This is a genomic window from Paenibacillus sp. HWE-109 (assembly GCF_022163125.1).
In the GTDB taxonomy this organism is placed as follows: domain Bacteria; phylum Bacillota; class Bacilli; order Paenibacillales; family NBRC-103111; genus Paenibacillus_E.
This window is the reverse complement of record NZ_CP091881.1, coordinates 8,973,890-8,987,754: the sequence shown is the minus strand read 5'-3', so window position 1 is coordinate 8,987,754 and position 13,865 is coordinate 8,973,890. Positions and strand designations below refer to the sequence as shown.

Annotated in this window: 12 protein-coding genes and 1 pseudogene; 1 reads left to right on the top strand and 12 read right to left on the bottom strand. The window is 34.0% G+C overall.

Annotated elements, in window-relative coordinates:
* Nucleotides 1-541: 541 nt before the first annotated feature.
* The 9 genes from LOZ80_RS38710 to LOZ80_RS38670 all read right to left on the bottom strand — a co-directional run bounded on the left by LOZ80_RS38710 (nucleotide 542) and on the right by LOZ80_RS38670 (nucleotide 10,075).
* A complete protein-coding gene (locus LOZ80_RS38710) occupies nucleotides 542-1,066 on the bottom strand; it encodes a GrpB family protein (protein ID WP_238169445.1) in 525 nt (174 codons plus the stop codon).
* Nucleotides 1,067-1,254: 188 nt separating this feature from the next.
* The gene (locus tag LOZ80_RS38705) at nucleotides 1,255-1,797 is read right to left on the bottom strand and encodes a tetratricopeptide repeat protein (RefSeq protein ID WP_238169444.1); all 543 of its coding nucleotides are present in this window, start codon (nucleotides 1,795-1,797) and stop codon (nucleotides 1,255-1,257) included.
* A 31-nt stretch (nucleotides 1,798-1,828) separates the two neighbouring features.
* A complete protein-coding gene (locus LOZ80_RS38700) occupies nucleotides 1,829-2,269 on the bottom strand; it encodes a hypothetical protein (protein ID WP_238169443.1) in 441 nt (146 codons plus the stop codon).
* A 655-nt stretch (nucleotides 2,270-2,924) separates the two neighbouring features.
* On the bottom strand, nucleotides 2,925-3,674 hold the full coding sequence (locus LOZ80_RS38695) for a hypothetical protein (RefSeq protein ID WP_238169442.1): 750 nt from the start codon (nucleotides 3,672-3,674) through the stop codon (nucleotides 2,925-2,927).
* Between the two features lie 126 nt (nucleotides 3,675-3,800).
* A complete protein-coding gene (locus LOZ80_RS38690; RefSeq protein WP_238169441.1) occupies nucleotides 3,801-4,607 on the bottom strand; it encodes a hypothetical protein in 807 nt (268 codons plus the stop codon).
* Between the two features lie 346 nt (nucleotides 4,608-4,953).
* On the bottom strand, nucleotides 4,954-7,017 hold the full coding sequence (locus tag LOZ80_RS38685; RefSeq protein ID WP_238169440.1) for a tetratricopeptide repeat protein: 2,064 nt from the start codon (nucleotides 7,015-7,017) through the stop codon (nucleotides 4,954-4,956).
* Nucleotides 6,998-8,044, bottom strand: coding sequence for a metallophosphoesterase family protein (locus tag LOZ80_RS38680; RefSeq protein ID WP_238169439.1), 1,047 nt, complete (start codon nucleotides 8,042-8,044; stop codon nucleotides 6,998-7,000). Before LOZ80_RS38680 ends, LOZ80_RS38685 begins: the two co-directional genes overlap by 20 nt.
* Nucleotides 8,045-8,966: 922 nt before the next feature.
* Nucleotides 8,967-9,404 (bottom strand): NUDIX hydrolase, encoded by a 438-nt coding sequence (locus LOZ80_RS38675; protein WP_238169438.1) that lies wholly within the window; start codon nucleotides 9,402-9,404, stop codon nucleotides 8,967-8,969.
* A 188-nt stretch (nucleotides 9,405-9,592) separates the two neighbouring features.
* The gene (locus tag LOZ80_RS38670; protein WP_238169437.1) at nucleotides 9,593-10,075 is read right to left on the bottom strand and encodes an NUDIX hydrolase; all 483 of its coding nucleotides are present in this window, start codon (nucleotides 10,073-10,075) and stop codon (nucleotides 9,593-9,595) included.
* Between the two features lie 745 nt (nucleotides 10,076-10,820).
* Here LOZ80_RS38670 and LOZ80_RS38665 point away from each other — a divergent pair.
* Entirely contained in the window at nucleotides 10,821-11,090 is a 270-nt protein-coding gene (locus LOZ80_RS38665) for a hypothetical protein (protein WP_238169436.1), read from the top strand.
* Nucleotides 11,091-11,235: 145 nt separating this feature from the next.
* Here LOZ80_RS38665 and LOZ80_RS38660 read toward each other — a convergent pair whose 3' ends face one another.
* From LOZ80_RS38660 to LOZ80_RS38650, 3 genes and pseudogenes are all read right to left on the bottom strand, one after another.
* Nucleotides 11,236-11,682, bottom strand: coding sequence for a hypothetical protein (locus LOZ80_RS38660; RefSeq protein ID WP_238169435.1), 447 nt, complete (start codon nucleotides 11,680-11,682; stop codon nucleotides 11,236-11,238).
* A gap of 466 nt (nucleotides 11,683-12,148) precedes the next feature.
* A pseudogene (locus tag LOZ80_RS38655) lies at nucleotides 12,149-12,286 on the bottom strand (hypothetical protein); the annotation flags it as partial.
* A 384-nt stretch (nucleotides 12,287-12,670) separates the two neighbouring features.
* Nucleotides 12,671-13,795, bottom strand: coding sequence for an SEC-C domain-containing protein (locus tag LOZ80_RS38650; protein ID WP_238169433.1), 1,125 nt, complete (start codon nucleotides 13,793-13,795; stop codon nucleotides 12,671-12,673).
* Nucleotides 13,796-13,865 lie beyond the last annotated feature (70 nt).

Genomic DNA, 13,865 nt, shown 5'->3' with positions numbered 1-13,865 from the left:
TAGGACTAAGCCGTTTTAACTCCGAATCAAAGACTAGCCTTGTAAGGTTAACTTCCTTCTTTCGTATAGCTAATTATTAGTACTATCTTCTAATTTTATATAAAACGAGTTTTATTCTCATTATATTTCAACATTGACCTAATCCTAAAACTCTTCTTGCATACCCTAGTATTAAGTAGGCTGTTCATCATCAACAATTGCAGATATAACAAGAAAAAAAGTACACTATGAGTAGAACGCCAATAACAATAATCATTTTAGCCGCGGCTTTTGTCATATCCTTGAATTTATAGTGAATCAAAAGTTTCATCATCCAATAAAAAACGATTAATATAACGATCAAGGGAAACCATTTATTTATCAAATCCAAGATATTTCCCCTTTCTATAAATCAATTATTTAAATCGTCTATTTATTCATTTGTACAAATTGAAGGTTTCTATTTACTTTGTAATCTCATCCTTATCCAATCATATGCTACTTTATTTTCCTAACTTAAAGAGAAACCAGGCAAAAAAATTCTCGGAAAAATTTGGATAGTTCACTCTCCTTGTAGCTCAGCCCATTCCTTCGACTTTCTCACTAAGTCATTTACAAATTCTTCTTTACCGTCCTGATACAAATGAGTATTATCAGGGAACTGCACGGCAAGTCGCCTTTTTAATTCTCCATATGCTCTTGCTTCATTGGGATGTTCAATCATATATCGTTTAAAAAATAAGTGAGCATTAATCCTTTCGTCACCAGTCTGATGACAATGAACGTGATGTGTTCTTTGCTCTCCACCTTTGATAAAGTAACGTCTATTGGCAATTCCATTTTCCCCCCTTGGAGTGTAACCAATTATCTCCATCTGTTCGTTATATTTATCAATGTTAATGACATTCTTGACTACAACCAAAATATCTATTATTGGCTTTGCAAATCCTATTTGCTTGACGGAAGTGCTTCCAATATGGTGAATTTCTATCACTTCTTTTTCCAGTAATGACGAAATAATACTTGATTCAGCATAATATATTCCATTCCAAGATTCATTCCAAGGTTCTATTTGTGTTTTTCGCATGCTTCACCTTCCTGACCATATATAGAATCCATGTTTTATTGACATAGCAGTCTATTCTAAACAAACTTTCAATGAAATTGCTCTTTTATACTAACAGCTTTACTCGTATAATTGCTTATTAATCACCTTGATACTATTTAAAGCATGTTCATTATCAGGTTCAATCGCCAAAATTTTATTAAGCCACTTTAATGCCTGCCCTTGTTCCATAACGCATCGAAGCACTCTTTATCATAATGATAGGCTAAGTCAAACTCCTTTAATGCCTTCCCTTTATACCCTAAATTCCAATACACTATTCCCAAATTCAAATGTGTTTCAGCTTGTTCATGATCGATTTCCAACGACTTCTGATAGTATTGTTTAGCAATTTCGTATTCAGCAGTCTTTTCGTAATACACGCCAAGATAATAATAAGCATCTTGATTATTGGGGTTCGCCATAATTGCTCTGTTAAAAAATGCAAGAGCTTCTATGTGATTACCCAACTTCAAGTAAGCGCGCCCCTTATTAAAAAGCAATCTTTCCCACGTAGGGCTTATTTTTAGTGCTTTATCCAATAACTCTAGAGCCTGTTTAGAATTACCTAAATGTATTTGGCAACACGCCATATAATTGAGGCAATCAGCTTTGTTTTCTTCCTCATTAACATAAGCTATTTCAAATTTTTCATATGCATCTTGGTAAAATCCACTGGCGTACAGTTCATCGCCTTGTTCGAATAGGTTCAATTATCTTCCACCTTTATACAAAATCGTGCTTTTAATTGCATTGTTCTATCCTCTTTCTCAATTTTATGATTCCTTTTGTGAGTTCTTCACGATTCTTCCCGCTTTTAATCCAATTAGGAAGCCTGCTTGCCAAACTCTGATTTTTATTTGGAATTGCTTCACGCAAAGAAGAATTAATATATCCGTCCATAAAATCTAAATGTTGTTCATTATAAGCCCACAGTAATTCTCCACAACAATTCGTCCGTAACCAAAGATTCAAACCCATAAAAGTTCCGTTCCCCCATGTCCCAACTATTGGATCAGTCAAAACTCCACAACGTTTACATTGCATAATATAACTGAATTTCCCATCCACTCTTTTTAATCCTTTGGCACATTTCATACAATGAGGACACTCTATGAGAATGTCGTATTTGAATAGAAAGTCATATATTCTTTCACCTGTATCTCTAAATCTTGAATTAGTCATTATTTAAATTCCTTCATAATTACTTGATATAATCATTCTTTCAAAGCCAATAATCACTACCGCCCTCATCTTAGTATATCAGAGCTAACAAACACACACTTGAACAACAGGAACATATTGCCCCATTAATCCAGAAATCATCGAAATTGCTGACGGATTTGAAAATCAAGTGGATGGTTTACCATGATTCATTACAATATCGACCAACCTCATGTAAAGGGCGAATTACTATAAGGTGCTTAACCATTAGCCCCTTTCAATTTAAGTAACACTGTACACTCCACATATGTGGAGTTATGACCCAAATAACTTAGCAAATTCAATTTGATTTAGATTATGTATTTCCCTCAGTCTTTTTACATTTCCTCCTTTGAATTTCAAAGAAACCCCTCCAAAATGTTCATTTAAAAATTCAACTTATCAAAAAACGAAAAATCCCGATGTCTCAAGGCCTTGAGCCACATCGGGACTGTCTTAGTTTGTGAGTTGTAAGTCACTTTGTCATTGAAAACACCCCTAAGAGGGGTGTTTTGTAAAGTACATTTGGCACTCGTTAGAATGACTTTTGGCATAAAGTGAGTAATTATGTAATATCTTTTGTCATTAATCGCGGCACTTCTATTTTGTTCTTTTATTCTTCTAGATATTAGTGAAATTACTTATTATGAAAGGTTCTGTAGACTCTTTTTTCATCAATACAATTTAAGAAATTCAGTTCTTTTATCTCCTCAATTGGCCTAGAAGCTCTGAAGACTGTATTTTCGCTCCACGAAACTAGATGTTTCCCATCAGAATTATTTTTCATCATGTAATTCGCAATATATTTATCATTAACAATTTCAACTGCATCACTAAATTCACCCTTAAGATCAACTAAATGGTTTCTAATAAATGTGAACACTGCTTCCGAATATTTAATAACCTCATCATAAGACGGGAATTTACCTTTATGTATTACATCGTTTCTAAATTTAGTTAGTTTGTCATCAAACATTTCAGGTTGTTTCCCTATAAGTTCATATTTACTATAATGATTTAGATATAAAATTAGGTAAGCTCCTAACTGTCTTTCTGATTGGTTTCTAAGGTTTTTCCATGTTTGCTCAAACGCACTCCCATATACTCCACTATTACGTAAAAATACCTCAATACTAAATTCATAAAACCTCTCTAGAGAAGCAGCAAAATTCGATACCGCTTCCCTTGTATATCCATCAGATAATGCAAGGACGCCCATTTCAAATAGTATTTCATATTTATGATGATTAAGAACTATTGTTGATTCATGTCCATTAAAACAAGTAACACTATAAATTCCGTCGTCACGTATTTCAAGGCGAAGGTCTTGTTCATCTCTATGCGCTTTTTCCCTAATACACTCAATACAGCTCGTTCGAATTTTCATGAGTAGTGACTGTCCCCCCTTTGACTTAGTAAGTATAAAGATTTCCTCTTATGTCAGTAAATCTAGAATTCATAATTGTTTATGCGGCAACTTGGGTCGGAAAATAATCAAAACAAAATTTTTCCACTAATTTCTTTTGAAAATTTTCAAGCACAAAATTGCATAAGATATCAATAAAATAAATAATATAATTCCACGATACCACGGTCCGTAAGCAAACAAAATACAGGAAGAACCTATAAAAATTGCAGAAATTACTAACCCTGAAACAGTAGCTTTTCTTCGCTTTTTAACAATCTCCATTAAAACTGTTTCAAGTATTAATGCATAAAACAAAATATTAAATATTATTGAAATATTTAGAGTGTTATCATACATATCACCTGAAAATGCGATCAATACAATGATGCCGAGAAATATAACCATAAGGACATTCAAAAGAGTATGTAATAGCGGAATATAGAATGGTCCGACTATTCCTTTTAAAAAATTCATCAGAGGTAGTGATACCCCTTCTTCGTTCCGAGAATCATATTTGTTATCCTGTTTGAGAATTAAGTACTTTATTTCCACATTCAAGTTATTAACTATCTTCTGAAAGGAATTTTCATCAACACCTTTGCTATCTATCCATTCATTCATGATAAATCTTAACGGATATGGAAAAGTGGAAATATTAGGACTAAATTTTTCATTTAGTGTGTAGAAATCTATCAATCCATCCTGATATTTCATCAAATCTATTTTGTACTGCATGTAAACATTAAGTGTTTGAGTAAGCAAAGTAGCGTTTTCTTTCTTATTCTCTGTGTAAGTTTTTCGAATCTCTTTGTATATCCATAAAACTATTAGTAAAAAAACTATATACCACCCAAAATTTGGATCGTTATTAAAATAAGACTTAAACCATTCGAACAATTCTTTAAGTGGCATAAATTTTAAGTTGGCACTCCTTCACAATTTCGTATATCTTGTTCTTTATTTGTCTAGATAAATCAGTCGGATAGGTGCTGTCATGCCAAATCATTAGTTACATAGATTTGTCGTTTGTACCGTTCCTCGATCAAGCTTGCCTAGCTAAATATCAGGTACAATTGCTCTCAAAATGAAACTATATGCCTCAATGTGATTCTTGAATTTCAAAGTAGAATCTTTTTGGAAAAGTGCCGGGGAAACTTGATGTTTCAATTGAAATGGGGAAGGTTCTTCATCCCTCCCCAGTAAGAAGTGTTTTTGTAATGACTATTTGTCGTTTTCTATAATGAAAACTAATTAAAATCTATTTGTCATTGGCTATGAATTTTGATTCGATCTGTTTTATCTCTGAGTCTGTCAAACTCTCTTCATTCCAGAAGATATTAGACATAAATTTATTTTTTGTTTCATTAATTCTATAAATCAACCCAGGCGCGTATTCTTGCCAAACTTTTTCTACCAGCATTATAAAAGCTTTAGATTCTCTGTATTTTTCTCTATCAAACATTATTTCTGAAATCCATAAATAAGCATATCCAATGTTAGTGATTTGAAAATACGATGTTTTCTCGATCAATAATTTTAACGAGTCACGAATATTAGATTCAGCCTCAATATAATTATTTAATTTCGAGTAGCACCGAGCACAGTTCCCTTTGTATATCGCTTCGTTAGTCGTGCTTTTGTATCCACTATTATAGTATTCATGAAATAAGGTTAGCGCTTGTTCAACTTTACCTGAATCACGAAGTGCAAGTGCATAATGATGTTTTACCGCTGCAGATCCATAGGTTGTTTCGAGCTTAGTAGAGAGTTCTACATGTGACTCACAAATTGTAATGCATTCATTGTTCCTTCCCTCGTTCCATGCTACTCCACAAGCCAATTTAAGGTAATTTAAATATGCAAGGGTTCCACTTTCCACCAAGCTTTCGTATTTTTTTAGATAGTAGTTACTGCGATATTGTTCACCTTTGTAACACAAATGTGTAATTATTGATTCTAAAAATTCACTATGCTTAGTTATTAAACCATGGCTTTCCCAATGTATAGAATCAAGAACACGGCAAGCCAATGATTGATATTTATGATGATATCCGCTGTTATAAAGTAATTCATTATATTTAGCAAGCAGATTTAGAGCTTTTTCAGCATTTCTTGAGCTCAGACATGTTTCGATTGAATCCATTAAAGCTGCCGGTGACATGACAATTGAATCATCGACTTCTATGTCCGTTTTAAATAGAAAGTCTATAACACGTTTTGGTAAAAAGACGTATAATACTCGTTGTACACATCTTTCCTGTGCCGAGGTTGAATATGACTCGTGAACAAATTCACGAATAAGTGGGTGTACTTGATAAGTAATAAATTGTCCATCCGTACTAATACTTTCATGTGGCTCCACCAGGCCTAATCGAGAAAGCCTTCTTAATTCTTTTTTTAATTTATCTGGACCATTATCATGTACTACAATTCCGATTTCATCTTCAGTTAATGGTCTGTGCGCCTCTACTAAATACCTTAAGATATTCTGTCTCTCTTTATTAAGTTGTGACCAAATATCTTTGAAATATTCATATATTGGACCAATTGAGGTAACTCCACCAACGCTAAATTTATTCACGCAACGCTTTAAGGAATCTTGTTTTGTATTAACTTGGCCTGCAATTAATCCCAACCACCAAGGATGTCCTTTCGTAAGGCTAACGATTTCTACACAATAATGTTCTGCATTATCGCCTGAAAGCTGAACACCTCGTTTTCTAAAAAAATCAACTGCATCATATTTAGTTAATCCACTTAACTGAAAATGATGGAATGAGCCACTTGAATGAATTAACGGTGGCCTACAAGTAAAAATTGCTAAGCTTGAGTGGGCATTATTACATAAAGCTTCAAATAAAGGCTTTAGCTCTTCAACTGGACCCTCGGTATCGGCCTTAACATAGGCATCAATGTTATCAAATACAATTAAAATCTTATTACTAGTCAAATGTTTAATGAATCTCTTAACAGTATCTTCCATTTTTTCATCACGATAAAGAGCAATACTCTCTACTCCTCTTGTAAGACGATCAAGAGTTTCGATTAATTTAAAATGCAAGGAATCGGGTAATTCACGACAGTCTACCCAAACTCCATAATCATATGTGGGATTTTCAACACGTGTATATCGCTTTAAAAGCTCAGATGCAAGCCCAGTCTTCCCTTGCCCACCTACACCAGTTATTGCAATTGCTGATAATTTTCTTCGTTGTAAGATTGATATTTCTTCTTCTCTTCCAACAAACTCTTGGATTCGAGGAACAGAATCAACTTCAATTGGTGTTTCAATAACATAATTGCTATTTTTTTTCCAACGCACTACCTTGTTCTATTAAACTAAGTTTTAGTTTATATGGGATAGTGAAGCTACCGGTCTCTTTACCGAGATCGTATAGTAATGTATCTGCTGCAAATGAGCCATTTTCATTTGAAACTCTGAGTTGAACCGTGAGCATTCCACTGTCAGCATCAAAATTATAGATTGCATAACGACAGTTAGAAACCTTAAATTGGTCTATTCCACGATTACTTTTATCAGGATATCCTACTCCGCTAACCAGACTAAGTAGTCCTCTATCTGGATTTAACGTATAATCTAACCTGCCAGTGTGAATATGTCCATGTAGAATTGCATCTAAATTAATACCATGTGGTTGTGTAAGATTTTCTACCACTAACTTCTGATCAGCAATATTTAACCAATCAATTGGATGATGCATTAGTCCAAGTACTAAATTAGCAGGAGGTAATTTTCTATTCAAATTAATTAACTCATCTAATTGCCATTTTCCGACAAAAAGATTACTGAAATCTCTTTCGCCTGTACATGCCCATGAAGAATTAAGTAGAACGAAACGTATTAAACCATTATCGGTTTGAATTGTCCTAATTGATCCACCATATTCAGTGTTCTCAAGATCATTTACTCCAGTTACATTACACACCATCTTTTGAAAAGATTTTTGACGAGCCTGAAAGGTCTCCCAGTGCTCGGTAAATAAAGTCTTGTTGTAAAAATCGTCAGTTGATGTATTTTCCAATAACACTTGGATTGCAGTTCTTCGAGGATAATCGTGATTTCCAGGCACGAATAGGACATTCTCTTTCTCTATATTTAAGGCATGAATCAATTGTTTATAATATTCTTCAGCAATTTGAAAAGCTCCTACAGACCCCCCTCTATCGACAGAATCACCAGTTACAGCAATAGCATCGATTTTAAGTGATTGTGACTGTGTTCTGTCAACTAAGTCCCTAATTAGGGCATTTCTTAAATTACTAGTTTTTCCATCTTCTCTATCACTTATGTGAAGATCAGATAGATGCACAATACAAAAAGATTTCATAGTTACCCCCGAGTTTATTGTATAAATTGATAAGTTTTCCCATATCCATATTTTAACACCAATTCACTTAGTATACGCATATAATTCTATCGAACTATTTCTAAATACCTATATTTCATCCGTTTTCAGAAAAAAAGCAGGAACGGTCGTTAAACCATTCGCTGCTTCTATGATTTATCCAATTCAAAAAATTATGAATAGGCTTATTCCAATAGCTGCTTAACTCTCTTGCGCAAATCTTTATCCATATCTAATAGAAAATATCGCTCACCTAGCTTCTCCAAATTATTTCGAATACTTTTTAAATAAGGCAGTTCTCAATTAGCTATCATTTTATGTATGATATCTTTTACTCTTTCATATATTTCATCAGCTCTAACCTTATCAGCTATTTTTCTATTTTCTTCCCATAACTTCGCTAGATGCGTCAATAAATCAGGAAACCTTGGTTGAATCCATTCTTTGTTTTCCCTATATGTTTATAATAATCATCATAAGTAAACTTCTCGCAATTTTTATTAGCTTTATAAACAAATCGATTAGTAATTTCAAAATAATATGATTTCATTTGTAGTTCCTGCTCAAATTCTGCTTGTTTAATTTTATTATGTAATTTATACCTCGTTAAAGTTGTTTTGTTACATCCTGCTAATTGCATTATTATTTCTGGATTAGATTGACAAAAAGAACAGATGCCGCGGCATTTTGTTCTCAAGTTTGATTAAACTATCGTGTCCCGTCAGTTCTACATTGTGCTATAGTTCCCAGTTAGCGCAATGAACGTTCCCATGAGTAAAGGTTCTTTCATATTATTGAATTAATTCCTCGCTTAATTGTTCAAGAACTTTGGGCAAAAAATCGAGTTTACTTCTTTGGTCGTTTTTTAAGAATCCGGATATCTGCCTTGTGTGCACAAAGACAATTAATGAAAATTCTGGGATGATGCTTTTACTAAGGAGTTGCTCTCGAAGCTATCATAATGCAATTTTAGCTCATGTGAATCAATGGATAATTCAATAAGGTAAACCAAAGCTATCGATTGCCAATGTACAATATATTTAGACGTTACTCTAGAAACCACATTAAAGTTGGTCAAATCAATACCAATTTCGTCTTGTGTTTCCCTCGATAAGTTCTCAAACATATTAACAACGTTCCCCTGAATATCGCTTGCCTCAACGCCTCCCGCCACAAACTGCAATCTTCCCGGAGTGGAAGTATTTGTATTCATCTCTCCAAACACAAAAAATCCATTCTTTGTGAAGATAACACCATTCGCAACCACTCCACGGCACTTATATTTATGATTGGCACTCAATTGCTTAGAGTATAAAAAATGAGCATAATCAGTTTTTTTCAAAGTTATCTTCATTTCCTCTTCAGACAGACTCGTATGACTAATTGAATATATATCGCCTCGAGTAAGGTATGTTTTCTCTTTTGTTAATGAGTCCCAATAGGTATTTATTGATTATTGAAGGGTGCATGGAAGGTGAAGATCTTCATGATCAACAGTTACTTGTATACTTTTAGGGATAGGTTTAATTATCATTTATTGTTCATATCCCCTTCCAATCTATTTAACAATGTATAACTGGGGTTTACTTCCCAGGATTCAAAGAGTACATGACATTTTGCATTCATTGCATCTAGTAATCTTGATCTTTGCTGCGGCCTTGTTATATATTCCTCAATATTCGTTTCATCGATTTTTATGAACCGAGCTTCGACTATTTCTTCTTGTATTTTTATTTCCCCGCTAATATATTTAGCTCTGAAACATACTGTCAGCACTTGTTTCGTAATATTCATATAAACACCAGTTATTCCAATTGGCTTAATAACGATGCCCGTCTCCTCTTGAACCTCTCTGCAAATTGCTTTATCGAGAGGTTCTCCCAATTCAACATTTCCCCCTGGCATTTCCCAGGTATCCGAACGCCAATGTGTTCTAAGCAACAATACCTCACCATTCTCATTGGTGACTAGACCTGCAACTGAAATACAGTGTTTGGGAACTTGGTACTCCAAACAGATCCCTCCTTTGATTTCTCATTAGAATACAGCATATTTTGGAATGTTTATCTAGACGTCGATCGTACCGGCGGCTGCCCAATTGGTACAAATAAGTGCATAACTATTCATCGTTATAAAAAATGCCAGACTGCTTGGATGTTTTATTAACTCTTTTGCATCAAATTCGGACGCAGTGACATATTCCATATAATTAATTTTTCCATTAAAAGATAAATAGGCTTGATATCGGGTACGAATAGCCTGAGCTGTAACTAGATCAAGTACTTTCTCCTTGGCGACCCAGAGACATTCTGATGGTTTAGTGGGAAAGTCATATCATAGTTACCTCCTCATATTCAATAATTCCATTTAGCCACAGTCTGATTTTACCATTCTACTCCTAAATTTATGACTGACGTTTTACTGATGGCTCGATAACAAAAAAAGCGACTCGTCTGCTTTCGTAGTCGCAATCATTTCATTGTCATTGCATTCACGTAATCTGCCCGATAGTTGAGAAAAGGCAACCGATCCAATAAGGTCGGCTGCCTCTTGTTGTTATTGAACTCTCATTCTTGCGTTAGAGGAATGATAAATTTTTATTTGTTGCTTATTAGATTTATTTATACGATAATTTATTTGTGATTCACAGAGCTTTTCTAAGGAGAGGATTTCATGCAAAATCCAAATACTTTCTTCCGTTAGTTGCGATGGTGTCATGGTGCAAACCATAATCTAACCCCACGCAACGGGGAAGAAAATGTTTGATAAAGAAGAAATCATGGCTTGGGAATGCGAAATTGCAAGCAAGAAAAATTTCATCAAGAAAAAACGCTGTAAGGACCCTCGAATTGAGAAACTAAAAGAGGTTCGAAAAGGGATCAAAGCTGTTCACTACGATAAAGAACTAAAATCCTGTCGTAAAGATCATTACAGGATTTACAGAAACAAAATGACTCAATTAGTCCGTTCAGAGAAATTCGATATGATTGTCGCTTACAAAAGAACGAGCGGATGGCTTACATGGTAATACTTATGTAACAACGAACTCGGCGTGAATGCCGGGTTTTCTTTTGATTTATTATGAAGTTACTTAAGCTATCGTTATCCGTTAGTATAATCGCCACTCACATTCATAATTCCACTACCCACGAATCCCTTAGTATATCTTTGGTCTATTCCTGATCAAGCTCAAAGTTAATTGCACCTAATTCTTCACTAAAATAGCAAATTCCATTCTTGCATCCATATGTAATTTTATTACCAAAATCATGATAAATAACCACTTCTTCATAATCAAGAGGAGTGGTCATTTTAATTTCGGTTATTAAAGCTTCAGCAGCTGTCTCCGTTTCCTTATCTCCCTTACCATTATATCCAATCGCTGTTCCGCTAGGTCCTTCGTAAACCGTGAATATAAATGCATTTTGATTGTTTTCTTTTACTTGGATCACATATGTGTAAGCATTCGAAGCATCATCAGTTTTGTATACAGGTTCTCCAAATAAAGTAAGCAATGATCCTCTAAACTTTGCACTTTCTTTCCCATATGCAACTCTTGGATCTGCAAAGTATGAACCGCCTAATAGTTTTTGATCATTTAATGCTAGAAACTTATACATGGTATTCCTCCCATGGCTGTTTTTGATTCATTTTAAATCATTCCATATTTTTATTATGACGTGTGGCCCGTAATCTTGGGGGTAAGATATCAATGCAACGAATACTGTTAATAACGATACTAATATCCATTTCACAGCGAAATGCGGGTATTTTAATTTAACAATCCATGTCATGCCCATAATAATAATTACACCATTAAATACAATTGTGAATGGTAGGGTTATGATTCTCCCTAGCCCGGTGTATGGATAGAATTTTAACAACAAATATAAAGTTAGCAGGGTTGGTAGGGTTAACGAGAGGAATAACAACAACCGAGTAATATGAACTTGCATAACATCTACCTCTTGATTTACAAATTTATCTGTTTGTCCTATCTCTTAACACGACGGGCAGCTGGAATGACCGACTGCCTCTCGTCATGGTTATTATACTAGTTTCTCGTTACTTGAATTACTTATTTATTTACCATTCTCGCCATTCTTCTGTTATATCTTGACCTTCTTCAACTTCAAGTCCAGCTAGCTGTGCTACTTTATCAATAAATTCAGCCAATTCTTCTCTTTCCATTGTTTCTATGAAATAGTCATTCTCTTCATTCAATATACTCCCTCTTCTCCTTTAGTTTTTTATTTATTCGTAATCATTGTCATGGTAATATTTCATATAAACATCTTAGGATAATAATTCGTTAAAAACGGACTATCACCTTTTTTTGTAATATCAGTTTTCGCTATACTGCCCGTTCTTAGCGCTTACGCCAGCCTAATATTATATTTTCTTTTAACACATAAAAAAGAATAAGCCTGAAATAGCATGGATCCTGCTATTTCAGGCTTTAATTTTTGTCTCAAAAATATCAACTAAAAAGTCTCAATAATAACCATTACACCAATCTCTATAAGTGGATAATACATGTAATTTATTTTTTACAGCAAACTAACATTGCGTTCACAATATAAAGTAGAGGAGCTTTTAAATAATCATTCATATTTCCTGAGGGATATCTGAATACCTCATTATGGAACTTTGAATACATTCAAGTAAGCTGTTTTCTCTTATTTCATGTTCAGGTGATTCGGATTTCTTAATGTAGGTTATCCATGGAAACGAGAGACTATTATTTCCTTGATAATAAAAAGCAAAATTTGTGAAGTACACTGCATTAAAAGGATCAGGTGAAGTGGATTGGTTCTTATAATTAGCATAAATCTGATCAATATCATGTTCCCATGTCTTATCGGGAGGTTCCCCATCAAATGAATTATTATTTACATTAGTTGAAGGTAAATTCATATCAATAAAAATAAGGAATGGGATGTCTTTTGGTTTTTGTGTTCTCGCTTTTCTAAATAGATGTTGAATATTCCCTCTATTATCAGCATCCGCATTAAACTCTCCCTCTTCATGTAACACACCTTTTCTTCGCTTGCTTTTTGCCTCCACTCCAATCTTTTGACCCGATTCTTTATGTGTAGCAATAAATTCACAATGGACTTCACTTTTATAATTATCATCAAGAAATTCAATTTCAAATCCTGCTCTAGCCATAATTGCTGCGACAGCTACTTCGTATTTTACTCCCTGAAACTCATGAACATCTCTAAGCTTAGAAATAAAAAATTCCGGAAGCCTATTTACAATTTGAAGGCAAAATAAATCATAAGCGTGTTGTAATAATGACTGAATTTCACCAGTAGAAGTTCCGTAATAAACTTTGCCGTTCTCTATTTCAACAATGTTATTTATATTCTTAAACCCCCACTCGCAATAAGCCTCCCACCATTTAAATGTAACATGACGTTTATCAGACGGAATTGATACCTGATTTTCATGAAATTCTTTGCCATAAGTATTTCTATAAGCCATCAAAATAAGAAATTCATGAAATGTCTCACGTAAGGGGCGGAAATATAAGGTACTCCAAATAGTACGTACTCTCTGTCCTTGAAACTCTAAGCTTGGCACAATTCCAAGATTAGGTTCAGGACTTTGTTGAGATGCATGAACAAATTTAAATGAGATATTTACATTTTTATTTATGCAGCACCTTTTAAATTTTTTTCCACTTCCACAGAAACAGATTTCATTTCTCTTTTGCCCATTCCCCATTGTGATCTCCCCTATCAATCGATCTTACATTGTCAAAGGCAAAGTTAAATTTATTCGAGAAAATTATCTA